The following is a 26,514-nucleotide window of genomic DNA, read 5'->3' as shown; positions in this document are numbered from 1 at the left end:
TGCTTACTACTCCGGCTTAGGCGCTGTGCTGCTTAATTAGGTCAATGAAGTGATCAAATAATGGCGCTGCATCGTGCGGGCCAGGGCTTGCTTCAGGGTGACCCTGGAAGCTAAATGCTGGTTTGTCAGTACGATGGATACCCTGTAGCGAGCCGTCGAACAGTGACTTGTGGGTCGCGCGCAGGTTTTCAGGCAGCGTTGCTTCATCAGCGGCAAAGCCGTGGTTCTGAGAGGTGATCATGACAACGTCGCGGTCAAGATCTTTAACCGGGTGGTTGGCACCGTGGTGACCAAATTTCATTTTCACCGTTTGAGCACCAGAAGCCAGAGCGAGGATCTGGTGGCCTAGACAGATACCGAAAACCGGTAGACCTTTTTCTAGGAACACTTTGGTAGCTTCAATCGCATAGGTACATGGTTCTGGGTCACCAGGGCCGTTTGATAGGAATACACCATCTGGGTTCAGGGCCAATACTTCTTCTGCAGAAGTTTGTGCAGGAACCACTGTCAAACGACAACCACGGTCAACCAGCATACGTAGGATATTACGCTTGGCACCGAAGTCATACGCCACAACGTGGTATGGCAGTTCGCTGTCATCTTTTGCTTCAGGCAGACCGCCTTCCAACGTCCAAGATCCCTGCTTCCACTGATATGCTTCAGAGGTTGTTACCTCTTTAGCCAAGTCCATGCCTTTCAGGCCAGGGAACTCTTTAGCTTTGGCCAATGCCAGCGCTTCGTCCAGGTTGTTACCCGCAACGATACAGCCGTTTTGTGCGCCTTTCTCGCGAAGTAGTCGAGTTAGCTTACGGGTATCGATATCGGCAATGCCAACAATATTCTGAGATTTCAGGTAATCAGAAAGGGACTGTTGATTACGGAAATTTGAAGCGATAAGAGGGAGGTCACGAATTACCAGGCCTTGGGCGTGGATTGAAGAGGATTCTTCATCTTCGGAATTGGTTCCGGTATTACCAATATGGGGATAAGTAAGAGTAACAATCTGCTGAGAATAAGAAGGGTCGGTGAGAATTTCCTGATACCCCGTCATCGAGGTGTTAAAAACAACTTCACCAACGGCGGAACCATCTGCCCCAATGGACACGCCGCGGAACACTGTCCCATCTTCTAGGACTAACAGCGCTGATTTGCTCAAGACAACCTCCAAAAATATAAAAATGCAGTTAAAACAGATAAAGTTGCAATTACCCATTCCATACAAAGTCAAAACTCGAGTCAAGCCGAATTTTGACAAATTGCGCGCATTCTAGTTACAGCAGGGAAATCTGTCAACAGATCACGAAAAATAAAATTATTTTTCAGCCCCCTCACCCTAAAAATGAACAAAGACGGGCAAAACAACAAGAAAACCCCGGCATTAATCAGTCTTTATTTCATCACCGATCCGGTTTATCGTTTGCCTAGATCGCACGAAAAACAAAAACAAAAAAGCAGCATCAAATCGCCACCAAAGCCACACTTTACAGTTGCTTTTAGACTCAACACCCACAAAACACAACAAACAGGCCAAAACACCAACCAAACCCCATGAAATATCGTCTATCTTCCAAACCCCATCTAAAACGGTAAACGAACGAAAAGAAAGTGGCTGAATATGCACTCACCAAGCATAACGGTGGTACCTAACAGCGGATTAATATCCCCCTAAGGAATGGTTGGCATCATCCATTTCCTTCCACTTTATCTTCAATTGACCATGCTATTGGATAAAAAAAACCGGCCAATGGCCGGTCTATTCAAGATTATTTACAGCTCATCGAGCCCTAGAACGTCATGCATGGTATAGAAACCTGGCGGTTTACTGTGGAGCCAGGCTGCAGCCCGGACGGCACCATTGGCAAATGTCATCCGATCGGTCGCCTTGTGGGTTATTTCAACCCGCTCACCAATATCAGCAAACATTGCAGTATGCTCGCCGACAATATCGCCGGCACGGATGGTGGCAAAGCCAATTTCATTACGGCTACGCTCACCGGTGATCCCCTCTCGGGCGTAGACCGCTACATCACTCAGCTTATTGCCCATGGCACCGGCGATCGCCTCGCCCATGCCGATTGCGGTTCCAGACGGTGCATCGACTTTGTGACGGTGGTGAGCTTCAATGACTTCGATATCGCAGTAATCTCCCATCACCTTGGCCGCTTTTTCCAACAGCTTAAACACCAGGTTGACACCAACACTGTAGTTTGGCGCCATCACCACCGGCACTGACTGGGCAACGAGATCAACCTGGGCACGCTCCTCATCACTGAAACCCGTGGTACCAATCACGATTTTCTTGCCGTGCTGCTGACAAAAAGCCAGGTTCGCCAATGTCGCGACAGGTGCGGTAAAGTCGATAAGTACATCAAAGTCGTCTGTGGCCTTCACCAGATCCTCGACGATAATAACCGACACCGCACCGATACCAGCCAATTCACCGGCATCGGCACCAATCAATGTTGACTCAGGCCGCTCGGTCGCTGCGCCCAATACCGCCTGCTCGGACATATGTGTCGCTTTCAGTAACTGACGGCCCATTCGTCCTGCCGCGCCAGCAATCGCAATTCTCACCATTGCGTTTCATCTCCCTGGTTCTGTTTGGTATAACTCTATGGTTCCCAATGTAGCCTGTTGAGAACGATAAAAAAAGCCCCAGCAATGGCTGGGGCTGATAAATCAAAAAAGCAAACCTTCGGCGGCTTGTGCTTAGACGTTCTTAACCTGCAATTCGCGCGGCACTTCGAAGAACATGTTTTCTTCGCGGCCAGACAATTCGTCTACGCTTGCATCTGTCAGTGACTGGATCCGGGCGATGATCTGGTTAACCAGTTCTTCCGGCGCCGATGCCCCGGCGGTAACCCCAATTTTCGCTTTTCCATCAAACCAAGCCTGATCGATATCTTCCGGACTGTCAGTCAGGAAGCCCGGTGTACCGAGTTTTTCGGCGAGCTCACGCAGGCGATTGGAGTTCGATGAGTTCTTCGAACCAACCACAATCATCACGTCGACATCAGTCGCCATTTCTCGTACCGCATCTTGTCGGTTTTGGGTCGCGTAACAGATATCATCTTTACGCGGCCCCTGGATCTCAGGAAACACTTCACGCAACTTGGTGATCACATCAGCCGTCTCATCCACCGACAAGGTCGTCTGGCTTACATAGTGCAGGTTGCTTGGATCTCTCACGCTCAGCGCTTCGACATCTTCCGGCTTCTCGACCAGATACATGCCACCAGTCTTACTGGCATACTGCCCCATCGTGCCTTCCACTTCTGGGTGGCCGGCATGGCCAATCAGTACCACTTCCATACTGCGACGGCTGGCTCTGGCGACTTCCATATGGACTTTGGTCACCAGTGGACAGGTTGCATCGAACACGGTCAACTGACGCGCTTTCGCTTCGTTACGCACAGCCTGCGATACGCCGTGGGCAGAGAAAATCACAATATTGTCGTCCGGTACTTCATGCAGCTCTTCGACAAAAATGGCACCGCGCTGCTTGAGTCCTTCAACCACAAAGCGGTTATGGACGACTTCATGGCGGACATAAATTGGCGGCTGGTACATATCCAGCGCACGCTCAACAATACTGATGGCTCGGTCAACACCGGCACAAAAACCCCGAGGGTTCGCGAGTAAGATTTTCATTGCTAACGACTCTTAGTTTTCAATGGCAACAACTTCCACTTCGAAAGTCACACGCTGCCCTGCTAGCGGGTGGTTGAAATCAACGGTCACAGAGTCACCGAGAACTTCCGTAATAATGCCCGGGATATCGCTACCGTCAGGTCCGGCAAAGGCGATAATGTTGCCGACTTCGGCTGGGGCATCAGTACCAAACTTGGTACGGTCAACATGGTGGATATTATCAGGATTGGGCAAGCCGAACGCATCTTCAGGCTCAAGAGCGAAACTGCTTTTCTGCCCGTTAGCCAATCCCAGCAGGCACTTCTCGAAATTATCGGTCAGGCTGCCATCCCCCATGGTGAATTTTGCCGGTTTGCCCATTGACTGGGTTGAGTCTGCCACTGAGCCATCTTCTAGCTTGATGGCAAAATGCATGAGAACTGCACTGCTTTCCGTAATAACCGACATGTAGGATCCCTTCTTGAATATTTTATCCGCCCATTTAACAACAAAGCGCCGCACGTATCAACGGGCGGCGCTTAGGGTTATAAGCTCAGGCAAGGTTAGTGCTTAACGGCTTGCTTCTTTTTGTCTTTGTCAGACAGAAAACCTTCGAGGATGATCAATCCAGCGCCAATACATATCCCCATATCGGCAATATTAAAGGCTGGCCAGTGGTAGGTACCCACATAGAAATCCAAAAAGTCGACCACAAAGCCATGGTACAGGCGATCAAACAGGTTACCCAACGCGCCGCCAATAATCAGGGCGTAGGACACATTCGCTAGTTTTTGGCTTGCCGGAAGCTTGCGCATCCAGAACACCAACATTGCACAGACCCCAAGGGCTATCGCCGCGAACAACCAACGCTGCCAACCACCAGCATCACTCAAAAAGCTAAATGCTGCACCTGTATTATGGACATACAGCAAGTTAAAGAATGGCAGCAGTTCAATACGGTTTGGCCAACCGTATTCCATTGTATTCATCACCAACAGTTTGCTGGCGATATCAATAACAAAGACCAGAGTCGCTAGCCATAGCCAACGAACCCCAGATTGTTTCAGCGATAGTCTGTTCTCAGACGATAACTTACTCATTAGGCAAACTTACGCTCTTCACCTTCACCTTCGACATTGCTGACACAACGACCACACACTTCTTCGTGGCCTTCGATAGTGCCAACATCGGCAACGTGGTGCCAACAACGGTCACACTTCGCCGCTTCAGATGCTGCAACAGTCACAAACAGACCTTCCACATCAGTTTCCTGGGCGCCTTCTGGCTTACTGTCAGCAACAACGACTTCTGCTTTTGATGTTAGCAGAACAAAACGCAGTTCATCTTCCAGCTTGTTCAGCTTGGCAGCCAATGCTTCCGACGCGTGCAGCGTGATTTCAGCCTGCAGTGCACCACCGATCACTTTGTCTTTACGTGCACCTTCAAGCAGCTTATTCACCGCACCACGAACGGTCTGGATTTCAGCCCAGAACTCATTGCTCAGCGCTTCACCTTCCGCTAGGCCGAATAAACCTTCGAACCACTCACCGGTAAACACGAACTTGTCGCGCTGGCCAGGCATCTCGTTCCAGATCTCATCAGCAGTGAACGACATGATAGGTGCCATCCAACGAACCAAGGCTTCTACGATGTAGTATAGTGCGGTCTGACAGCTACGCTGCGCATGGCCACCTTGTTTTGCTGTGTACTGGCGATCTTTAATCACATCGAGGTAGAAAGAACCCATCTCAACTGAGCAGAACTGCATCAGACGCTGGGTAACTGTGTGCAGGTTGTACTCATCGTATGCTTTGATGATTTCTTCCTGCGCAGCCATTGCACGCCCTACAGCCCAGCGGTCAAGAGCTACCATTTCTTCCGGTGCAACCAAATCAGTTTCTGGGTTGAAACCACTCAGGTTAGCCAAGAAGAAACGCGACGTGTTACGGATACGTCGGTAGGCATCGGCTGAACGCTTAAGGATTTCGTCAGATACTGCCACTTCACCGGTGTAGTCTGTTGAAGCAACCCACAGACGCAGGATATCGGCACCTAGCTTGTTGGTCACATCTTTCGGCGCAACAACGTTACCGATAGATTTAGACATCTTACGGCCCTGGCCATCCACCACGAAACCGTGAGTCAGTACTTGGTTGTACGGTGCTTTGTCTTTCATCGCTACCGACGAAATCAGAGACGATTGGAACCATCCACGGTGTTGGTCAGAACCTTCCAGATACAGGTCAGCACTGTTACCGTTGTATTCTTCGCGACTATCAACCACCGAGAAGTGAGTAACACCTGAGTCGAACCATACATCCAAAGTATCGAGTACTTTTTCGTACTTAGCGGCATCGTCTTCACCCATAACTTCAGCTGGGTCAAGATCCCACCAGGCCTGGATGCCTTTCTGCTCAACCAGTTTTGCCACTTTCTCGATCAACTCAGCACTATTCGGATGAAGATCTTGTGTTTCTTTGTGAACAAACAGGGCAATTGGCACACCCCAAGTACGCTGGCGAGAGATACACCATTCAGGACGGCCTTCAACCATGCCTTCGATACGGCTCTGGCCCCACTCAGGCATCCACTGTACGTTCTTGATTTCTTCAAGTGCCTTAGCACGAAGGCCAGCTTGATCCATCGAGATAAACCACTGCGGGGTCGCACGGAAGATAATTGGTGTCTTGTGACGCCAGCAATGCGGGTAGCTGTGCTCGTAAGCGTGGTGGTGCAATAGTGCACCGTGTTCTTTCAGGGTTTCAACAACCGCATTGTTAGCCTTGAATACGTGCTGGCCAGCAAACAGTTCGGTGTCAGGCAGGTAAACGCCGTTGCTACCAACAGGATTCGCCACTTCCAGACCGTATTTCTGACCTACCGCGAAGTCTTCCTGACCATGGCCAGGCGCTGTGTGTACACAACCCGTACCTGATTCAGTCGTTACGTGATCGCCTAAGATCACAGGTACATCGAAGCTATAGAACGGATGGTTGAACTGCATCAACTCCAGATCGGCACCTTTACAGAAACCAAGGTTGTGGAAGTGCTCGATACCGGCGCGATCTAGAACGTCTTTCGCTAGTTCAGCAGCCACGATCAAACGCTCTTTCTTCTCGCCTTCAACCTGAATAAGTACATATTCCAGATCGTCACGAACAGCCACAGCACGGTTAGCAGGTAGTGTCCAAGGTGTTGTCGTCCAGATCACGATAGAGATATCGCCTTCACCGGTATGGCCGTCAGCACACTGGAATTTCGCAACAGTTGCCGCTTCATCAGCCGCCTTGAAGCGGACATCGATAGAAGGCGAAACTTTATCTTTATACTCTACTTCAGCTTCTGCCAGTGCAGAGCCACAGTCGGTACACCAGTGAACAGGCTTGAAACCTTTAAGCAGGTGGCCCTTATCGGCAATTTTACCCAGTGAGCGGATGATGTTGGCTTCAGTGCCAAAGTCCATAGTACGGTATGGCTTGTCCCACTCACCCAGCACGCCTAGGCGCATGAAGCTTTCTTTCTGGCCTTCAACCTGACCGGCAGCGTAAGTACGGCACTTTTCGCGGAATTCCGCAGCCGTCACCTTCTGGCCCGGCTTGCCCACTTTCTTTTCTACCATCAACTCGATAGGAAGGCCGTGACAATCCCAACCAGGAATATATGGCGCATCAAAGCCTGACAGAGTCTTTGACTTAATAATAATGTCTTTAAGAATCTTGTTTAGCGCGTGACCAATGTGAATATCACCGTTGGCGTATGGAGGGCCATCGTGCAGTACGAAGGATTTCTTACCCTTCTTGGCTTTACGAATTTCACCGTAAAGATCTTCATCGTACCAACGCTTAAGCATTGCAGGCTCACGCTGAGCTAGGTTGCCTCGCATCGGAAACCCTGTTTCAGGCAGGTTCAGGGTATCTTTATAGTCGCTCATTGATTCTCGATTCCGTTACTTGGGCGAAGTTGGACATTATTACGCTCAGTCAGCCACACCCGTGCTGACTGCGCATCACGCTTGATTTGTGCTTTCAACGCATCAAATGATTCAAATTTTATCTCGTCGCGCAGCTTATGGCATAACACAACGTCAATCTGAGTCCCGTAGAGATCAGATTGGAAATCAAATAGGTGTACTTCCAGTTGGCGGCGCACACCATTTACCGTCGGTCGCCGACCGACATTGGCCACACCAGCAAGCGGTGTATCGGCCACGCCGTAGACTTCAACGGCATAAACGCCAGAAACCGGCGAAACCCGGCGTTTTAGAGGGACGTTGGCTGTCGGAAAACCGATAGTTCGTCCTAATTTTCGACCATGGGAGACACGTCCACCAATACTGAAAGGACGTCCTAGCATGGACTCTGCCAGCTTGAGCTGGTCGTCGGCCAGTGCCTGACGAATAGCGGTACTGCTGACACGCTGCTCGGAAACGCAAAAACTCTGGGTGCTCACAACGGTAAAGCCATATTCTTTACCGGCAGCTTCCAGCATAGCGAAATCTCCGCTACGGCCTTTGCCGAAGCGAAAATCATCGCCAACTACCAGAAACTTAACACCCAATTGCTCAACCAACAAGCGGCGAACAAAATCTTGTGCCGACAAACTAGCAAAGTGACGATTGAAGTTCACGCACAGAAAACGCGCCAAACCTTGCTCTTTCAAGCGTAAGTATTTGTCGCGAAAGCGAGTTAGCCGAGCTGGTGCGTTATCGCCAGCAAACAGCTCCTGAGGCTGGGGTTCAAAGCTCATGACTGTCGCCGGACAGCCCAGCTCCTTCGCCTTGGCCATGACATTGCGAAGCACTGCCTGGTGGCCTAGGTGAACACCATCAAAATTACCAATCGTCAGCACACAACCGCTGTGCCTAGACTGGATATTATGTATTCCTCGGATCAATTCCATGCGTCAAGTTCATTTTCGCAGAGTGAAAAACTGACGGATTATATACCCAAACCCCAACCTTATGCATCAACCAGCGAGATTTTATCGGCGATTTATCACCACTCGCTGAGCTATTGGGTCAATTTAACTCGCCGCGCGCAGGTGGCGAGGACGGATCCCCATCAACATGACAGCCACTAGGTAAACGCTAGCACCTGCGCCGATCAGCCCTGCCAACCAGGAGGCACGGTTCAAGAAGCTCCATTCCAGCCAAACCGTCATGTCAGGCAGCAACCACAGCAGCGCACCGGCCATCGCAGCACCGGCAATGGCAAGGCGCATAACAAACCACAGGGTCTCCGCGGTCACCTTATACACATTGGTCATGTGCAGACCACGGTACAGCAAAGCAGCGTTGACCAATGCCGACAATGCAGTAGCCATCGCCAGACCAACGTACCCATAGAAGTAGGCAAAGATGGCATTGAATACCATATTAGTGACCATGGCTATGATACCAAACTTCACCGGGGTCTTGGTGTCTTGCCTTGCGTAATAGCCCGGCGCCAGTACCTTAATCAACATAAAGTTAAGCAACCCGGACGCATAGGCCAACAAAGACATCGACGCCTGCTGGACATCGTTAGGGCTGAATTCACCGCGCATAAACAACACCATCAGCATCGGCTTGGCTAATACCATCAAACCAAGCATTGCCGGAAGTCCAAGCAACAGTACCATCCGTACCCCCCAGTCCATGGTGTGGGCAAATTGCTCCGGACTTTGATCAACATGCTTACGCGACAACGCAGGCAAGATCACCGTGGCAATGGCAATACCAAACAGGCCAAGCGGAAACTCCAACAGACGATCGGAGTAGTACAACCAACTGATCGAACCAGTCGCCAAAAAGCTGGCAATAAAGGTATCAAACAGCAGATTGATTTGGCTGACCGAGACACCGAACAACGCAGGGATCATCAAGGTGCGGATCTTCACCACTCCCGGATCATGCCATCCCCATTTTGGCTTCACCAGCATGCCTTCTTTATACAAAAACGGCAGCTGGAACAAAAACTGGATCAGACCACCAAGGAAGACCCCTAGCGCCAAGCCTATCTCCGGCTGGCTCAAGTTCGGTGATACAAACCAGGCACAACCAATGATCGCGACATTGAGAAAGACCGGAGTAAACGAGGAAACGGCAAATTTTCCCAGCGTGTTAAGGATAGCCCCGGATAAGGCAACAAAGGTAATAAACCACAAATAAGGAAAAGTGATTTTCAGCAACAGGCTGGCCAACTCGAATTTCGGAGCCGACGGCCCGTCATTAAGCCAGTCGAGAAACCAACCGGCACCGAACAAGGCTGTCACCACACCGGAGCCCAAAATGCCCAGCAGGGTCACGATAGAGACAATCACACCCAAGGTACCCGACGCCCTTGCTATCAATTGCCGGGTACGGTCTACCTCACCGGATGCATGGTATTCAGTCAAAACGGGGACAAACGCCTGCGAAAAGGCTCCCTCAGCAAATAGACGCCGCAGAAAATTAGGTATTTTATTGGCAAAGAAGAAAACATCGGCCGCAGCCCCGGCCCCCATTAGGTTGGCGACCACGACATCCCGCACCAAACCAAGCACTCGAGAGACCAATGTCATGGTGCTGACAATCAGTCCTGAGCGCAAAAGACGCTTGCTCACAAAAAAAACCTCATAAAGATGGCCCCAAAAGGTGACTTCCGTAGCCAAATGCTGGTAAAATCTGCCGCCATATTAACCGTGTTAATCCGCAAGTGCCAATTCAATTGGTTAGGCGGTTATTTGCACAAATCATTTGACAACTACGGGTAAAAGAGGCATAGTCCTCGGCCTTAAAATGTCACCGTACCAAGTTTTGGAGTTATACCCTTGGCTAACATCAAATCTGCTAAGAAACGTGCGATCACTTCAGAAAAACGTCGCCAGCATAACGCTAGCCGTCGTTCTATGATGCGTACTTTCTTCAAGAAAGTAATTGCTGCTATCGAAGCGGGCAACAAAGAAGCTGCTACTCAAGCTTTCAATGAAATGCAACCTGTTATGGATCGCATGGCTACTAAAGGCCTGATCCACAAAAACAAAGCTGCACGTCATAAAGCTCGTCTAGCTGCTAAAATCAAAGCTCTTTAATTTGAGTTTTTGATTTCGATAAAAAAACCGGCGTAAGCCGGTTTTTTTATATCTGCTTTTCAACAATCGCTGCGCTACTCGGCCCCGCAATACAGCTTGTGTAACAACTGTATCATCGCTTTGACCTCATCGCTCTTAAGCCGGTAATACACCGTCTGAGCAACCTTCCTTGTCTCTACCAGGCCATCGCGCCGCAACCAGGCCAAATGCTGTGATAAAGCCGACTGGCTAAGCCCCAGCCGCTCGCTCATCATACCGACCGACATTTCTTCTTCCAGCAAATAACACAGGATGAATAAACGACGCTCGTTGGCCATTGCTTTTAGCAGAGCTACGGCTTTCGGGGCATTTTGCTCCATTTGCTGTAGTTCCATACTGCTACCACCTGTCAATTAAGTTAACGCTAATGTACTTAATTTAAACATGGTTTTCTAGCACACTGTATGGATATTTGAATAAATCGAACAAAAAACCGCAACGTTATTTAAACAGTTTTCTAAAGTCCGCCTCACATATTCGCTTAACAGCCGGGTGCATGATCATCCGTTCGGCGAAAATAACGTAGTACTCCTCGCGAATTTCCTTCACCCGCTTCACCTCGCGGATATTGTGGCTGGTATCTTCCAGCTCCGCGGCATAAATCGACGGAGCAACGAACATCGATTGCTGATACAAGCCAAACGCTTTCATCAAGGCAGCATCATCAAATTCGCCAAGGATATTGGGAGTGATCCCCATCTGATCGAACCAATGGATCAGCTTACGCCCCATTGCCGTTCGCCGGCCCGGGATCAATAACTTGTAATCCTCAATGCAGGCAGGGAAGTTCAGCGGCTTATCCGGCTCGGTACAGAAGAAGCTCATCGTCGACTCACCCAGCTTCTTACTGTATAGGCCCGGGCTCTGTGTAGAGTCCACCGGACAGTCAGACAGAATCATATCCAGCTTGTGCTGCGATAGTTGCTCTAACAGCATTTCATGGGTTGATTCATAACAGCGTAGGTGAATACGCTCGTCTTCAGGCAAGCCTTCCATCAAGACCTTGCTGACAAGGCGTTTGGACAGCGCATCAGCGACACCCACCTCCAGCAGCAGATTCTCGCGCTGGGTGTAGTTGACGATATCCAGCATTTCATAGCTGAGATCGAACATCTTATCGGCGTACTTGAAAACCAGTTGGCCCAGTTCGGTCGGTTCGATATTACGGCCGACTCGCTTGGTCAATTTACCTTTGAGGCGCTCTTCCAGTGCCCTGATCTGCCCTGTGACTGTCTGCGGAGCCAAAAACAACGCATCAGCGGCCTTGGTGACCGAGCCCTGTTTGCAGACCATCCAAAAGTAATAAAGGTGGTTGTAGTTAAGGTGAGACATGTTTAGCAACCATTTTCCATAAGCAGTGCATTTCCAATCGGGACGGTCATGGAACAACGTAGAAGTTGAACAACCGGATACAAGGAGAGTTTACGGTAACGTCGTCAGGTTACCAAAATGCTGATTGGAAATTCGACTGCCTTAAAAATAAAAAACCCAGAAGTCAGCTTACGCTTAGCTTCTGGGCGCTTCAACCGTAATCAATCATTCACAAATGAAATATTACACTTATTCAGTTTTCATCTATCAAAAAAAATGTTTATCACTCGGTAGTTGAAGGATTTTTTTGCTCAATCGACGTCATTTTACGATAGCGTTCGCCAACCCGTTGCTCAAGCGCCCTGGAGCGAAATGAGCTGTCATTTTCAACCATAGCCGTGGTCTCAACTGCCGACTTCGCTTGGTTCAAACCCGCCAAGTAAGCCTGACAAATGTCAGAGCTACTGTCTTGGTTACAGCTTTGATAATCCGGCACTGCCATCACTGAAGCTGACATCATGATCCCAACAACAATCAATGCGCGTTTCATATTACACCTCCGTTTTCCTTGGCAACAGTTCTAGGCAACGACCGGCTCAGCATCATGTACCCCACTACAGCTGATATCGTCGACCCCAACAAAATCCCTAAACGAGAGTAGGTACTGAAATCCTCAGGTGCACCAACAAAGGCCAGCGACGAAATGAAGATGGACATGGTAAAACCGATACCACACAGTACTGATACCGCAAAAATCTGCCTAAATCCAATACCTTCCGGCATCGTCGCCATACCGGTTTTGATAGCCAGGTAACTCGCGGTAAAAATACCTAGCGGCTTGCCAATCATCAGGCCAAGGGCGATACCCAGCGGTAACATCGATGTCAGGCCAGACAAAGAGACCCCTTCTAGCGAGATCCCAGCATTGGCAAAAGCGAACAGCGGCAGGATCAGGAATGCGACATATGGATGCAGGGCATGCTCCATTCTCTTGAGCGGTGAATGCTCATCCGATAAGCCATTTTCGCCGGACAGCGGAATGGCAAAGCCCATCACTACACCAGCCAGCGTTGCATGGACGCCAGATTTAAGCACACTGACCCAAAGGATAAAGCCAACCACTACATACCAAGACACCTTGGTGACATTTTTTGCATTCATGACAAACAGAGCTGCTGTCGCCGCAAAAGCCACAGCCAATGCCAAGGTTGACAGGTCGCTGCTGTAAAACAGGGCAATGATCACGATAACGCCAAGGTCATCGATAATGGCCAGTGCCAACAAAAAGACCTTCAGAGTAACCGGTACACGGCTGCCAAGCAGAGCCATGATGCCCAAAGCGAAAGCAATATCTGTTGCAGCCGGAATGGCCCATCCTTGTACCGCTAGCGGATCGGAAAAGTTAAACAGCACATAAACCAATGCGGGTGCAACCATACCACCGACAGCTGCAATCGCTGGGAAAATCGCTTTCTCCTTGGTGTTTAGCGCCCCTTCAATCAGCTCACGCTTGACTTCCAAGCCAATGAGCAGGAAAAACACAGCCATCAGGCCGTCATTGATCCAATGGGAAATAGATAGGCCTGCAACATAAGTGTGCAGAGTACCGTTATATAAATCCTGCAACGGAGAGTTTGCAATCACCATGGCTACAGCTGCCGCGATGATCAGGATAATCCCACCAGCAGATTCTAGTTTTAAGAATTTACGAATCGCATCGGTCATGGACCGGAACTCCTTTGCATGAAACAAATGTCACAAGAAAAATGTAAATTTAGTTTAGTCGTCACAGCACTAAATTGTTAAATCGTTTGTTTGGAACATAAATATCGGAAAAACCGAGCAATATCACCATCAATGCAAGCAATAACCGTACTGTCTTATTTACACTGTCATACTTGTCATTTAACACAGCTCAAAAAGCCATCGAGAACTAATTAATTCTAAAAAAAGCACATTTACAAGAGAAAAAAATTTAACGACACCATAAAACAATCAACTTAAAAATAAACATACAAAGTCAGTGACTTACAATCAAAGTAAAATATTCATTACACCGAGGACAACGTCTCAACCTCGCAAAAAGAGCACAAACTTACTCTGTGACAGCAACTGTCATATTTCTGAAATAATCGATCTCTACCATCGCCCTCAGATTTCAAAAATATGAAACCAAAACGACATATTCCTGTCATGGAGAAATGATTATGACTACCCAAGCCACTACTGCTGAACAGCCATTGAGCAGCTCTATGCGTTGGGTCCGCTGGGCTAATCTAGCGTTCATGCTTTACGTTCTACTTGTTGCTGTCTCTGTTGTGAGCAGCGGCTTTAAACTATCTGTTGGTGAACAAGCTAAGACGCTCTTTGAGTTTGCCTCGCATCCGGTTGCTGGCCTGATGATCGGTCTGGTCGCGACGTCGCTTATCCAGTCATCCAGTACAGTAACATCTATCATCGTTGGTCTGGTTGCTGGAGGCCTGCCAGTTGAAACCGCCATCCCTATGGTGATGGGTGCTAACATGGGTACGACACTAACCAATACCTTAGTTAGTTTAGGTCATGCCCGTTGCAAAGAAGAGTTCCGCCGTGCATTTGCCAGTGCGACAGTCCATGATTTCTTCAACCTGCTAGCTGTAGCAATCTTCCTGCCGCTAGAAATGATGTTCGGTCTACTGGACAAGATTTCGACGTGGTTGGTATCGCCGATGATGGGCACAGCCAACATGGATATGGGTGGTCTTAACTTCATGAAGGCCGTAACAGGCCCAGGTGTTAACCTAATCAAAGGTCCACTGTCTAGTTTGGGTTCTATGGGCGGTCTGTTTATGATTGCCATTGGTATCGGTCTGATCTTTGTCTCGATTACAGCTATGGGCAAACTAATGCGCAGCCTGATGGTTGGCCGTGCCCGTGAAATTCTGAAAAGTGCCATTGGTCGCGGTCCGATGCACGGTATCGCTTCAGGTACAGTGGTAACGATTTTGGTTCAGTCGTCTTCTACGACAACCAGCCTGATGGTTCCGTTGGTAGGTACAGGCGTACTAAAAGTACGTGATATCTACCCGTTCACACTCGGTGCGAACATCGGTACATGTATTACCGCCCTGTTAGCAGCAACCGCTGTATCAGGTGAGTACGCAGTATTTGCTCTGCAGATTGCTCTGGTTCACTTAGCGTTTAACCTGCTGGCAACCCTGCTTATCTACGGTGTACCGTTCCTGCGTGAACTACCACTGAAAGGTGCGTTCTTCCTAGGTGATCTAGGTACCAAGAGTAAAGCAGCTGTTGCTGGTTATGTTGGCTTGGTGTTTATTGTTATCCCTGGTGCAATCCTAGCGATGACAGCGTAATAACGACACTCACCTTCTTTTAAAAAACCCCGCTCCGGCGGGGTTTTTATTACTTCTTTTTTACCCTCGCTCAGCTCCCTCCGCCCAACCCTTAGATTACTCTTTACTCCCCAACTACAACCAACATCGCCCCCCAAAAGGCCCTAAGCACTCGCTAACAGCACAACACTGTGTTTGGTGTGTATATTACTCGGTTCCGTCAATTTCCCTTTCTCAGCTCTATTGAGGCGCTTTTTAGCCTATCGGCTTTCGTTGTCTTACTCCGCTAGAAATAAACAACATCAGTTCCAATTACGAGCAAGCACAAAATCGCCACTGTTGAATTTTTTACCAAATCATAAGTATAAAAAAAGCCCCAAAAAGGGGCTTTTGAGGGGTAAAAGTTATTTCAGCGACAACACCTTGTTACCGTGAGAAATACTTTTATACAGAAAAAGGGTACTTGATTGGGTCGTGGTGCTGATATCCCACCACCTCAAAATCATCCATTGTGACCCAAGTCTCGAGATCTTCGAGCGATTTGATGTCTGGATTGATCTTCAGCTGCGGCGATGGAAACGGCTCACGCTTAAGCTGGACATCACGCATTAGCTCCAGCTGATCTTCATAAATATGAGCATTGACGATTTTATGGTAAGCCTGACCCGGCTTATGGCCAGTGATCTGGGCAACAATCGCCAACAGGGCGAAAACTTGGATTTGGTTGAAGTTCAACCCCAGTGGCACATCGCAAGAACGCTGGTAACTAGTGAGGTGCAGCGTATCACCCAGCAAAGAGAACGTGTGGGTATGCATGCACGGACGCAGGCAACCCATATCGAACTCGCCCGGGTTGTAGAAGGTCAGGATTTCACCACGATCGTCAATGCCCTTACTCAGGTTATCAATGATTTTGCGAAGCTGGTCGATAGTGCTACCGTCAGGCTTTTGCCAGCTACGGCCCTGTACGCCGTAGACGCGGCCCATATCATCTTCACCCTTGCGGTGAGGGTTCGCCTGCCACGCGGCATTGTCATTGGCATTCATGTCCCACGTTTTCGTACCCAGGGCGCGGAAGTCAGCAGCATTGTCATAGCCACGGATATAACCCAACATCTCGGCAATCGCGGCTTTCCAGAAGCTTTTGCGCGTAGTGATCAGCGGAAACTGGTTGTTGGCTACATCGTAATTCAAATCGGCATTGATCACCGTCAGGCAACGCTTACCTGTTCGCTCGTTCTCAACCCATACTCCTTCGTCCACAATGCGCTGGCAAAGCGCGAGATACTGTTTCATGGTTCCGCTGGCCCTAGTTCAACAAATAAAGTGCGGCCAATTCTACACGAATACGCGAATTATTCAGGGGATATTATATCCAGCGATAAAAAAGGGCAGCCCTAGGCTGCCCTGTTTTGATATACGTTTAGATTAAGCCGTCTTACCTTTTGGCTGATACTTGTAAGCCCACAGCATCATCAAGGCTCCACCAATCACCATCGGCAACGACAGAATCTGTCCCATACTGATCCAGCCACCAAACAAGCCCAGATGTGCATCCGGTTCGCGAAAGTACTCAACGATAAAGCGGAAGCTGCCGTAGCCGAATAAGAACAAGCCCGAGGCGGCCCCAGCTGGTCGCGGTTTGCGGATGAACACATTGAGGATGATCATCAGCACCAGACCTTCGAGGAAAAATTCATACAGCTGCGAGGGATGGCGAGGTAGCGGACCACCAGTAGGGAACACCATACCCAACGGCGAGTCAGTCACCCGGCCCCAGAGCTCACCATTAATGAAGTTACCCAAACGGCCGACACCCAACCCAAATGGCACCAGTGGGGCAATAAAGTCAGCAACGTTGAAGAAGGTCCGGTTGTTTCTGTAGGCATACCAGATCATAGCCGCAATCACACCAAGCAAACCACCGTGGAAGGACATCCCGCCGGTCCAGACCTTGAACAAGTAAAGCGGGTTATCGAGGAACAACGGGAAGTTGTAGAACAGTACATAACCGATACGGCCACCGAGTACCACCCCGAGGAAACCGGCAAACAATAAATCGCTGACCTGATCACGGGTCCAGCCACTGCCCGGCTTGTCAGCCCGGCGATTGGCCAACCACATGGCAAACACAAACCCCAACAAATACATCATGCCATACCAGCGGATGGCTAACGGTCCGATTTCAATCAACACCGGATCAATATTCGGAAACGTAAAAAAACCTTGGCTCATCTAAACAATCTCTATTCTTCACAGGCGATAGGCCTATGATGATTACCCCATAAACATTTTGATACTGATAAACAGTAAAAAAACCGCAAATATTTTCTTAAGTACCGGTGTCGGTAGGAAGCTTACCCAAGCCGCACCGAAACGTGTCGTCTGCATTGAGACCAATACGATACCCAACAAAGCCGGCAAGTACACATAGCCCAAACTCATCGCCGGCAGCGCCTGCTCACCCGCACCGGCCAACACAAACCCACTCATACCAGCAATCGCGATCAGAGCACCAGAAAAAGAGGCGCACCCGATGGCCCGGCGCATTTCTACCCCATGCCAGTTCAGATAAGGGACCGTCAACGAGCCACCACCAATACCAGCCAGGCTAGACACAACCCCTATCACTCCGCCAGAGCAGAATGTGCCCACTCCACTGGGCAAATCACGCTGGCCGCTAAAACGCAGTGACAACAGCATTTGGGTTGCCAGCAATAACACAATAATGGCAAAGATTTTCGGCAACATCGATGAAGGCACCAATTCAGCGACAAAACTGCCGCCCAGCCCTCCGAGAATAACCCCCGGTGCCAAGCTGCGAACGATGGCTAAATCCACGTTGCCGAGCTTGAAATGGTTACGCGCCGACGAGCCCGAAGTCAGTACAATGCTGGCTAGGGACGTTCCCAGAGCAATATGCATCACCATATCGGCACCAATATCCGCCTGAGGCAGCAGCCATACCAGCGCTGGTACCACCAGCAAACCACCACCAATCCCCAGCAAGCCAGCCAGGACCCCGACCACGCCCCCCAGAGCCAAGCACCAAGCAAACACCCATAGTTCGTTTGCATACAAAGATAAAATGTCGGCCATACTACTTATACCAACCAACTAAAACGGTTATACCAACCAACTAAAACAATGAATTTACTTACCAGCACGAATGAACCCACCCAAGCCATGGCCATCAACAAACTCAATGGTATTACGCCGGACCTCATCGGCATAGGTCGCCGACAGGGCGAAATCCGCCAATTGTTCCATGTCGCTGACCGACACGTGACGCAGCATGTATTTTATCTTTGCTACGTTACGGGTATTCATGCTGAGCGAGCGATAACCCATCCCCACCAGCAGCAAGGCACCAATAGGGTCACCGGCTAACTCACCACACACACTGACCGGCAGTTCAAGCTGCTGGCTGACATCGATAATATGCTTAAGCGCATGGATAACGGCTGGGTGCAGCGCATCATAGACACCCGCAACCCGTGAATTGTTCCGGTCAACCGCCAACAAATACTGAGTTAAGTCATTGCTACCAACCGAAATATAATCCACCCGCCCTTTCAACGCTGGTAGCTGGTATAGGATAGAGGGAACTTCAATCATGATCCCGATCCGAGGTCGGCGCAATACATATCCCTGCTCAGCCGCCGTTTTAGCCACCTCGGTATAGGCCCGCTCAATTAAGGCTAACGAATCGTCCAGCTCAGCAATACCGGAGATCATCGGCAACAGGATATCCATGTTGTCATGCCCGATACTGGCTTTCAGCATCGCCCGAACCTGAATCAAGAAAATCTCTGGATGGTCAAGGGTAAAACGGATCCCACGCCAACCCAAGAAGGGGTTATCCTCCTCAATGGCCAGGTAAGGTAGCGGTTTATCACCGCCGATATCCAGCGTACGCATGACCACGGGTTTGCCGCCATAGGTTTTGAGAATAGATTGGTACTGCTGAGTTTGTTCTTCTTCCGACGGAAAGCTGCGTTGCAGCAAAAAAGGAACCTCGGTACGGTATAAACCGACACCGTCAACTCCGCGGTTGACCGCTATACTGGTATCGGCACTCAGCCCTGCATTGAGGAAAATATTGATACGTTCATCGTCAAGCGTCGCCGCGGGCTTATCCAGCCCGGTTTCGACGACTTCGGCCAATTCCTGCTCTTCTTTCTGCAAGCGCAGGTATTCAGCCAGTACATGACGATTGGGATTGACCAGCAGATCACCACGGTAACCATCAACAATGACTTGGCTGTTATGAATTTTTTCCGGGACAAAATCGACCCCCATCACAGCAGGGATCCCCAGCGCCCGGGAAAGAATCGCTGCATGAGAGTTCGCGGCCCCTTCCTGGGAAACCACCGCCGCCAGCTTGTCGCGCGGGACGCTAGCCAGCATAGCCGCGGTCAATTCACGGGTCAGCAGGACTACTGGCTCATCCCAAGAGTGCTCAGTGGCTTTCTCGTTGGCCAAAAAGTACAACAACCGCTGGCCGAGCTCGCGGATATCGTGTGCTCGCTCTTTGAGGTAGGCATCTTCCATATTGGAGAAGCGGGCAGAGTAGGTTTCCACTACCTGGCGGATCGCCCACTCAGCCAAGTCTCCGCCAGCGATTTTACGGAACAGATCCTTACGCAACATAGGATCATTGAGCAAATGACTGAACAAGTCGAAAATCGCCAACGTTTCCTTGTGCAGTTCACTGTCGAAACGCTTGCGCAGGCGACGAAACTCCGCACTTGCCAGTTCAATAGCAATACTCAGGCGTTCTTGTTCAGCATCCCGATCCAAGCAAGAAGCCGGTGCCACCAACTCAAGCCGCGGCTGGTTATCATCCCACCAGGCACGGGCAACCGCGACCCCGGTTGACGCCGCCGACCCCACCAAGTGCAAACCGTTATGTTGATCCGGCCACATTCCCTGCGCCTTGGCATGGGCCAGCAATACGGCCAACTGCGCAGCCAGCGTGACCATGAAGGACTCTTCGCTTTCGTTGAACTCGCGCTGTTCACGCTGCTGGATCACCAATACCCCGAGCACTTGGCGCTGATGGATAATTGGCGTACCAAAAAACGAACTGAAAGATTCTTCCCCGATCCCGGGAAGATGTTTGAAATGAGGGTGGTGCCGGGCATCGGCAACATTTATTGGCTCAGCACGGTCGGCAACCAAACCAACCAACCCCTTACCAAAAGGCAAACCGACATGACGGTGGGGCTTTTTAAGCCCCTTGGTCGCCATCAAAGTAAAGCGCTGGCGTTGGTGATCGGCAATGTATACCGAGCAGCACTCGGTCTTCATCGCCTTACACGTACTGATCACTAGTTGTTCAAGGGCATCAAGCAGACTCGGGGCCGTCGCCACCTTTTCAACAATTTCTCTTAGTTGCGTCAGCATAATCCGCCCCGCTCCCTACCAATAACCCTAGCCGCGCTTGCCCCGGCGCTTTTTTCGTTCTTTACGCTCTTTAAAAGGCATGGCTATGGCCGCAAATTCTTTTAATGCTCTGCGATAAACATCTCGCTTGAAAGACACAACCTGACGCACCGGATACCAATAGCTGACCCAGCGCCAACCATCGAACTCTGGCGTAGTGCCACGTTGCATATTCACCTTTGACTCATCGCACTCTAGACTGAGCAGAAACCATTTCTGCTTTTGCCCGATACAAACCGGCTTGGAATCCCAGCGCACCAAGCGCTTGGGTAACTTGTAACGAAGCCAGTGGCGGCTTGACGCCACAATTCGTACATCCTTCTTGGTTAGCCCTACTTCCTCGTATAATTCCCGGAACATGGCTTGCTCAGGGGTTTCCCCTTCATCAATCCCACCTTGCGGAAACTGCCAAGAATGTTGTCCATATCGTCGAGCCCAGAATACTTGGCCATGGCTATTACAGATCACAATACCCACATTAGGGCGGTACCCATCGCCATCAATCACTGGACGACCTCAATTAAATCTCTATTAATAGTGATTTTTTCACAGACAACCCAACGGGTAAACAAACATTGTTATTTATCCGTCTATTTTCCTAGCCAAGCCTCATTATCTGGATAACTTTTAGTGTCCGGATACTTTATGAACACCCCAATGAGACATAGCCCACATTTATACACGTTTTCTGTGGATAGATTTGTGAAGAAACCGTCAGTCTAGAAGCTTACTCTCTACTTCATGGCTAATATTCAATAAAAACCACGACTAGACGTTAAAATAAAAACCTTAATAAACATAAAGTAAAAATCAAAAAGCCAACTCTTAACAGCTTTTATGGCTCGATCTTTTTTCCCTCCGGATTAGATCGGTCAAAGATCAACCAATCATCATTTTATCCACACCAAAAAACACCAATCACTCAAAAAAGCACCACCAAACTGATTAAATTACCAACCAACACCTGTATAAATGCACAGACAGGCAAGAAGAAACTTTTTCCCCCATTAACCCTGTGGATAACTGGGTAATAGGATCCTCCACGGCGGCTATGATAGGATCACCAGTCACAAAGAAGGTAAATATCATGCAACCCACCCCGAAGACTGAACAGGAACTTTTGATTCGTGCCAACGCTCTCGCCGGAATGACTCTCGGTGAACTAGCACAGATCGCCAATATTGCCGTCCCGCCGGATCTACGTCGTGACAAGGGCTGGGTGGGACAATTGCTGGAATGGCACCTCGGCGCCAGCGCCGGTAGCAAACCGGTACCTGATTTCACCGAACTGGGTATTGAGCTCAAGACCATTCCTGTGGGCTACCACGGCAAACCGCTGGAAACAACCTTCGTCTGTGTTGCCCCACTGATAGGGCTGCATGGCCTATGCTGGGAAAACAGCCATATCCGCCATAAGCTCGCACGGGTGCTTTGGGTCCCGGTAGAGGGAGAGCGAGACATTCCCCTTGCCGATCGCCATGTCGGCTCCCCGCTACTGTGGAGTCCTTCGCCAGAAGAGGAGCAGCAGCTCAGGCAGGACTGGGAGGAGCTGATGGATATGATCGTACTCGGCCAAGTTGAGCAGATCACCGCACGCCACGGTGAAGTACTTCAATTGCGCCCTAAAGCAGCCAACAGCAAAGCACAGACCGAAGCATACGGTGCAAATGGCCAGCCGATCAAAACCCTGCCAAGAGGGTTTTACCTCAAGACCCAGTTTACCGCCAGCCTGCTGGAAAAGTACTTTATCCTTTAGCCAGGGTTAAAGCGCAATCGTCATATCCTCACGGCAATTACTCAGCTGCCCGTCAGGCGAAAATTCATCATAGGGATCAATGACCCTCAACGTCACGCTGGTGATCCCCAGTGGCCGCAACAACTCCCTCACCTGTTCGATGGACTGGAACTTGACCATGTCCCCGCTCTCGGTCTTAAGCGGCTCCAAGTGATGCTTGTATTCCACTTCGATCAAGTAATCAGAACACCCTGCATAACTTGTCAAAATACAAGCAGGAATAGCTCCGCCTCCCGCTTTAGTCCAGTGTTTCAGTTGTGACAGCTTCATCGCACCTCCCCCAGCGTTACTCTGCATTACCAATTTCGACAATACCTAACTATTGGTCACAATCCCTAACCCAGCAAGGCCAAGGTAGAGACCAGCCGAGGTGTTGTGGGACTTCTCACACTATAAAACTCGCGCTATAGTCGAAGACAGAACATCTGCTCAGTCCAAGGAGGGCTAATGAAATACCACAAGATCCCCCACTCGAGCCTTGAGGTCAGCAAAATCTGCCTCGGCACTATGACCTTCGGAGAGCAAAACAGCGAACAAGAGGCACATAGCCAGCTTGATTTGGCCTTTGAACGCGGGATTAACTTCATTGATACCGCCGAGATGTACCCTGTTCCGCCCAACGCACAAAGCCAAGGACTCACCGAAACCTATATTGGTAGCTGGCTAAAAAAAACCGGCCAGCGTGACAAAGTGATCCTCGCGACCAAGGTGGCTGGGCCCCGAAATTTACCTTATGTCCGACCGGACATGACCCTCGACAGGCGAAATATCCATGACGCTGTTGAAGCCAGCCTCAATCGGTTGCAAACCGACTATATCGATCTGTACCAACTGCACTGGCCACAACGTGAGACTAACTGCTTCGGCCAGCTCAACTATCAATACCAAGAAGATCATTCCGGCGTTACTCTGACAGACTCGCTGGAAGCGTTGGCCGAACTGGTTAGGGCCGGAAAAATCCGCTATATCGGCCTATCCAATGAGACCCCCTGGGGCGTCATGTCATTTTTGCGTCTGGCCGAAAAGCATAACTTGCCACGGGTGGTCACCATCCAAAACCCCTACAACCTGCTCAACCGCAGCTTCGAAGTCGGTTTGTCCGAGATCAGCCACCATGAAGGGGTCGAGTTGCTGGCCTACTCACCACTTGCATTCGGAACCCTCAGTGGAAAATACCTCGATGGTGCCCGTCCGGAAGGAGCCCGCTGCAGCTTATTCGAGCGTTTTTCGCGTTACTTCAAGCCGCAAGGCATTGCTGCGACCGAAGCCTACATACATATTGCCCGCAAGCATGGTTTGAACCCAGCCCAGATGGCACTGGCTTTCGTCAACCAACGCCCCTTTGTCGCCAGCAATATCATCGGTGCCACCACGCTCGGACAACTTAACGAGAACATCGACAGCCTAGATGTCGAACTAAGTGAAGAGGTGCTGCAGGATCTGCAAGAAGTCGGCATTCAGTATTCCAACCCTTGTCCATAACTTGCCAATAACCCCACCAGCAAATCGCAGGCAAAAAAAAGCCCCCGTAATACGGGGGCCAAAAAACATTAGCTCAACCAACTTAGGTAGACACCTTTGTTGATGCCCGGCTACTTTACCTAAGCTTCCACCCTTGCTCTAGGGAGCATTCGTCGCAAAGCGTTGGTAAATGTTACAAGCCATGACGGTCTATACCTGTGGCTAACAGTTCGTCATATTTTCCTCCCTCCGCAAGCGTTTTACGGAGGGAGGCATTACGTCACGAGTCTAGATTTGTACTCCCGTCTCAAATGGCGAACCTTACGACTAGCAGAGGTGCTCAGTAGATGCGGGGCAATACGCCGCTCTTCATCGATGCCGATATCTTTCAGTAAATAAGCCGAAAGATGGTACGGCAGGTGGACCTGAACACGACGGTGTTCTCGCCGCCACTGGGCATCCTCGCGTTTTACATCGAGTTGGACAAGAAAGACTGCAAGGCGTAGATATACTGATTGGCGCATAATTGTACTCTCCAAATAATTACAGATAGTTGGAGGGACACAGATCCTGCCGTTCAGGCTGACAACATAAGTAAAAACTTAACTAGCCGCGACAGAAATCCGCGGCCCATTTACACAGCGGATTGCCGTTATTGATTAGGTTTGATGCAGGTATCACCGAATGAACAGGTGTACGACATCATGACAATAATTGGCATATCAGTTCCTCCGGTAATAAGTTATGAAGATGTGAAATATGGGGTTATTGTAACAACTCATGAATACAAAACAACCAGCTAACCCCAACCTCGACGATAAAAACAACAATACTCTGTGTTATTGCCTAGTCTGTGAGAATTTGGTGAATAATTCACCACCATCGCGCAGGGCACCAGGCAATGCAACCAATATCAACTTTGGCGGAAGTGCTTAGGCGGTGGCACCAGATCATGCTTGTTAAGTAATCGGTACATGGTGGCTCTCGACACCCCCAGCTCCCTAGCAGCAGCTGAAATCTGTCCTTTATTGTTTTCGAGTACCGTCAATATTGCCCCACGCTCCGATTCTGCCCGGATTTTCTTTAGGCTTTGCTTATCCACCACTCTTGGCAGATCAAGATGATCAGCTTGCAATACTTTATCGTCAGCCAACAAAATTGCTCGCTTAATATGGCCTATCAGTTCCCTAACATTTCCAGGCCAAGAATAACTCACCAGTAACTGGCCAGCTTCCGATGATAGATGCTTGACCGGGCTGTTATACTGGCGGGCAAATTTCAACATAAAAAACTCCGCCAACAGCACGATATCCTCTCCCCGCTCACGGAGTGCAGGTACCATCACACCCAACGCATTCAGCCGAAAATACAGCTCCTCACTGAGCAAGCCTGACTCCAAAAGCTCTTCTTGCGAATAGCGGGTTGAGACTATCACCCGAGTATCCGTCACCACTTTCCGGCCTGACTCAGTCGTAAAGGTTTCGTCTTGTAACAAGCGGACCAATTCCTGCTGGCGCGAAAGGTCAAGCTGGGTAATTTCATCAAGAAACAACACCCCGCTATCCGCAGCTTCCAAGCAGCACTGAGGAGGTTTACCGATCGCGAGCTCTGCCATCCAGCTCTCTGTTAGTGATTCACAATTCACACTTACAAACGCCCCCTTGCCACGGGTCGACGCTTGGTGGATGGCCTGGGCAACCAGTTCCTTGCCGGAACCTATTTCTCCCTGAACCAAAACGGGTACATCTGCCATCGCAATCCTTTTGACATGATGACGAAGCTTTTTCATCGCCGCCTGCTCTCCCTGCAAGCCTGACTGACCGAAAACCCCCAGTTGTGGCCACACCCGATGCTCCAGTTGGAGCATACCTAGCTGATGACCGATGGTACCGAGTAACTGGGATTCAGGCACCGGATCGGTGAAGTAATCGATACAGAAGTTAACGATGAACTGGCAAATAGAGTCATGCCCAAGTTGGCGCTCTTGAACCAGTGCCAGCCAGCGTACCTGCTTGTTGCGGTTAACCAGCCCTGCCACCCCTTGCAGACTAAAGTCGTCCCGGGTGAGATCGACCACGCCAATACAGGGGCCGATTTCCAACATCAGCGATTCGGCAGCACGGAGATCGTAGCAGCGATGGCAAGCCCAGCCCGCTTTCTCCAGTACCTTTATCCAGGTCGGAGTCCCCCCACCTAAAATCACCAATGTCCCCAAGACTGAACTGTTTCCCTTTGTTCTTTTCATCCGCGATACCTTCTCGGCCAGAGCATCCTTCATCGGCTGAGGTGCCATTTCAGACATAGTCTGTACCCAACCAGCTAATACAATTCAATTAATGCGCAATTAATTTAATATTAAAATTGTAGCTAAGTCTGGCGATTGAAAGAAATTTTAGACGCAAATAAAAAAAGCGCCCGAAGGCGCTTTCATATTTCATCCCATTAAGA

The 26,514-nt window shown here is 49.8% G+C and carries 24 protein-coding genes; 4 read left to right on the top strand and 20 right to left on the bottom strand.

The annotated features are described in order from the left end of the window. Positions 1–16: 16 nt before the first annotated feature. The 8 genes from carA to murJ all read right to left on the bottom strand — a co-directional run bounded on the left by carA (position 17) and on the right by murJ (position 10,212). Positions 17–1,156 carry a glutamine-hydrolyzing carbamoyl-phosphate synthase small subunit gene (gene carA / locus ACVA58_RS14840; protein WP_428654660.1) on the bottom strand — a complete coding sequence of 380 codons (1,140 nt, stop codon included), beginning with the start codon at positions 1,154–1,156 and terminating at the stop codon, positions 17–19. Positions 1,157–1,767: 611 nt separating this feature from the next. Beyond that, positions 1,768–2,577, bottom strand: coding sequence for a 4-hydroxy-tetrahydrodipicolinate reductase (dapB, locus tag ACVA58_RS14835; protein WP_446511212.1), 810 nt, complete (start codon positions 2,575–2,577; stop codon positions 1,768–1,770). A gap of 132 nt (positions 2,578–2,709) precedes the next feature. Then, a complete protein-coding gene (gene ispH / locus ACVA58_RS14830) occupies positions 2,710–3,651 on the bottom strand; it encodes a 4-hydroxy-3-methylbut-2-enyl diphosphate reductase (protein ID WP_446511211.1) in 942 nt (313 codons plus the stop codon). 12 nt (positions 3,652–3,663) lie between these two features. After that, positions 3,664–4,098: an FKBP-type peptidyl-prolyl cis-trans isomerase gene (fkpB, locus tag ACVA58_RS14825; RefSeq protein WP_446511210.1), complete on the bottom strand. Its 435-nt coding sequence runs from the start codon at positions 4,096–4,098 to the stop codon at positions 3,664–3,666. Positions 4,099–4,193: 95 nt separating this feature from the next. Then, the gene (gene lspA, locus ACVA58_RS14820; protein WP_428654670.1) at positions 4,194–4,730 is read right to left on the bottom strand and encodes a signal peptidase II; all 537 of its coding nucleotides are present in this window, start codon (positions 4,728–4,730) and stop codon (positions 4,194–4,196) included. Further along, positions 4,730–7,561, bottom strand: coding sequence for an isoleucine--tRNA ligase (ileS, locus tag ACVA58_RS14815; protein WP_446511209.1), 2,832 nt, complete (start codon positions 7,559–7,561; stop codon positions 4,730–4,732). The genes lspA and ileS overlap by 1 nt, the downstream gene beginning before the upstream one ends. Next, positions 7,558–8,529: a bifunctional riboflavin kinase/FAD synthetase gene (ribF, locus tag ACVA58_RS14810; RefSeq protein ID WP_446511208.1), complete on the bottom strand. Its 972-nt coding sequence runs from the start codon at positions 8,527–8,529 to the stop codon at positions 7,558–7,560. Before ribF ends, ileS begins: the two co-directional genes overlap by 4 nt. Before the next feature lie 123 nt (positions 8,530–8,652). Further along, the gene (gene murJ / locus ACVA58_RS14805; protein WP_446511207.1) at positions 8,653–10,212 is read right to left on the bottom strand and encodes a murein biosynthesis integral membrane protein MurJ; all 1,560 of its coding nucleotides are present in this window, start codon (positions 10,210–10,212) and stop codon (positions 8,653–8,655) included. Between the two features lie 207 nt (positions 10,213–10,419). Between murJ and rpsT the strand changes: the two genes are divergently transcribed. After that, positions 10,420–10,680, top strand: coding sequence for a 30S ribosomal protein S20 (gene rpsT, locus ACVA58_RS14800; protein WP_255041925.1), 261 nt, complete (start codon positions 10,420–10,422; stop codon positions 10,678–10,680). A gap of 74 nt (positions 10,681–10,754) precedes the next feature. Here rpsT and ACVA58_RS14795 read toward each other — a convergent pair whose 3' ends face one another. From ACVA58_RS14795 to nhaA, 4 genes are all read right to left on the bottom strand, one after another. Next, positions 10,755–11,054, bottom strand: a complete 300-nt coding sequence (locus tag ACVA58_RS14795; RefSeq protein WP_446511206.1) for an ArsR/SmtB family transcription factor — start codon at positions 11,052–11,054, stop codon at positions 10,755–10,757. Between the two features lie 106 nt (positions 11,055–11,160). After that, positions 11,161–12,051 (bottom strand): transcriptional activator NhaR, encoded by an 891-nt coding sequence (nhaR, locus tag ACVA58_RS14790; protein WP_107350706.1) that lies wholly within the window; start codon positions 12,049–12,051, stop codon positions 11,161–11,163. Positions 12,052–12,313: 262 nt separating this feature from the next. Beyond that, positions 12,314–12,580, bottom strand: coding sequence for a hypothetical protein (locus ACVA58_RS14785; RefSeq protein WP_446511205.1), 267 nt, complete (start codon positions 12,578–12,580; stop codon positions 12,314–12,316). Beyond that, complete coding sequence (gene nhaA, locus ACVA58_RS14780; RefSeq protein ID WP_446511204.1) at positions 12,577–13,755, bottom strand: Na+/H+ antiporter NhaA; 1,179 nt, start codon at positions 13,753–13,755, stop codon at positions 12,577–12,579. Before nhaA ends, ACVA58_RS14785 begins: the two co-directional genes overlap by 4 nt. A 482-nt stretch (positions 13,756–14,237) precedes the next feature. Between nhaA and ACVA58_RS14775 the strand changes: the two genes are divergently transcribed. After that, positions 14,238–15,383 carry a Na/Pi symporter gene (locus tag ACVA58_RS14775; RefSeq protein WP_446511203.1) on the top strand — a complete coding sequence of 382 codons (1,146 nt, stop codon included), beginning with the start codon at positions 14,238–14,240 and terminating at the stop codon, positions 15,381–15,383. Positions 15,384–15,806: 423 nt separating this feature from the next. Here the strand turns inward: ACVA58_RS14775 and ACVA58_RS14770 are convergent, their stop codons facing one another. The 5 genes from ACVA58_RS14770 to rppH all read right to left on the bottom strand — a co-directional run bounded on the left by ACVA58_RS14770 (position 15,807) and on the right by rppH (position 21,317). Beyond that, positions 15,807–16,658 carry a thymidylate synthase gene (locus ACVA58_RS14770; protein ID WP_107350710.1) on the bottom strand — a complete coding sequence of 284 codons (852 nt, stop codon included), beginning with the start codon at positions 16,656–16,658 and terminating at the stop codon, positions 15,807–15,809. A 132-nt stretch (positions 16,659–16,790) separates the two neighbouring features. Continuing rightward, a complete protein-coding gene (lgt, locus tag ACVA58_RS14765; RefSeq protein WP_446511202.1) occupies positions 16,791–17,597 on the bottom strand; it encodes a prolipoprotein diacylglyceryl transferase in 807 nt (268 codons plus the stop codon). 42 nt (positions 17,598–17,639) lie between these two features. Next, positions 17,640–18,461 (bottom strand): sulfite exporter TauE/SafE family protein, encoded by an 822-nt coding sequence (locus tag ACVA58_RS14760; RefSeq protein WP_446511201.1) that lies wholly within the window; start codon positions 18,459–18,461, stop codon positions 17,640–17,642. A 54-nt stretch (positions 18,462–18,515) separates the two neighbouring features. Next, positions 18,516–20,771: a phosphoenolpyruvate--protein phosphotransferase gene (ptsP, locus tag ACVA58_RS14755; protein ID WP_446511200.1), complete on the bottom strand. Its 2,256-nt coding sequence runs from the start codon at positions 20,769–20,771 to the stop codon at positions 18,516–18,518. A 27-nt stretch (positions 20,772–20,798) separates the two neighbouring features. Continuing rightward, positions 20,799–21,317, bottom strand: coding sequence for an RNA pyrophosphohydrolase (rppH, locus tag ACVA58_RS14750; RefSeq protein WP_446511199.1), 519 nt, complete (start codon positions 21,315–21,317; stop codon positions 20,799–20,801). Between the two features lie 580 nt (positions 21,318–21,897). Here rppH and mutH point away from each other — a divergent pair. Further along, positions 21,898–22,566 (top strand): DNA mismatch repair endonuclease MutH, encoded by a 669-nt coding sequence (gene mutH / locus ACVA58_RS14745; protein WP_446511198.1) that lies wholly within the window; start codon positions 21,898–21,900, stop codon positions 22,564–22,566. Between the two features lie 6 nt (positions 22,567–22,572). On the opposite strand, the gene ACVA58_RS14740 is transcribed toward mutH, so the two are convergent. Beyond that, on the bottom strand, positions 22,573–22,875 hold the full coding sequence (locus tag ACVA58_RS14740; protein WP_446511197.1) for a DUF6482 family protein: 303 nt from the start codon (positions 22,873–22,875) through the stop codon (positions 22,573–22,575). Positions 22,876–23,052: 177 nt separating this feature from the next. Here ACVA58_RS14740 and ACVA58_RS14735 point away from each other — a divergent pair, with 177 nt between their 5' ends. Continuing rightward, positions 23,053–24,087, top strand: coding sequence for an NADP(H)-dependent aldo-keto reductase (locus tag ACVA58_RS14735; protein WP_446511196.1), 1,035 nt, complete (start codon positions 23,053–23,055; stop codon positions 24,085–24,087). Between the two features lie 254 nt (positions 24,088–24,341). Here the strand turns inward: ACVA58_RS14735 and ACVA58_RS14730 are convergent, their stop codons facing one another. Both ACVA58_RS14730 and ACVA58_RS14725 read right to left on the bottom strand, forming a co-directional pair. Then, positions 24,342–24,590 carry a hypothetical protein gene (locus ACVA58_RS14730; RefSeq protein ID WP_446511195.1) on the bottom strand — a complete coding sequence of 83 codons (249 nt, stop codon included), beginning with the start codon at positions 24,588–24,590 and terminating at the stop codon, positions 24,342–24,344. Positions 24,591–24,979: 389 nt separating this feature from the next. Next, positions 24,980–26,311, bottom strand: a complete 1,332-nt coding sequence (locus ACVA58_RS14725; RefSeq protein WP_446511262.1) for a sigma-54-dependent transcriptional regulator — start codon at positions 26,309–26,311, stop codon at positions 24,980–24,982. Between the last annotated feature and the right edge of the window lie 203 nt (positions 26,312–26,514).

The organism is Photobacterium sp. DNB22_13_2 (assembly GCF_052873915.1).
This window is presented reverse-complemented; position numbering and strand designations above follow the sequence as displayed.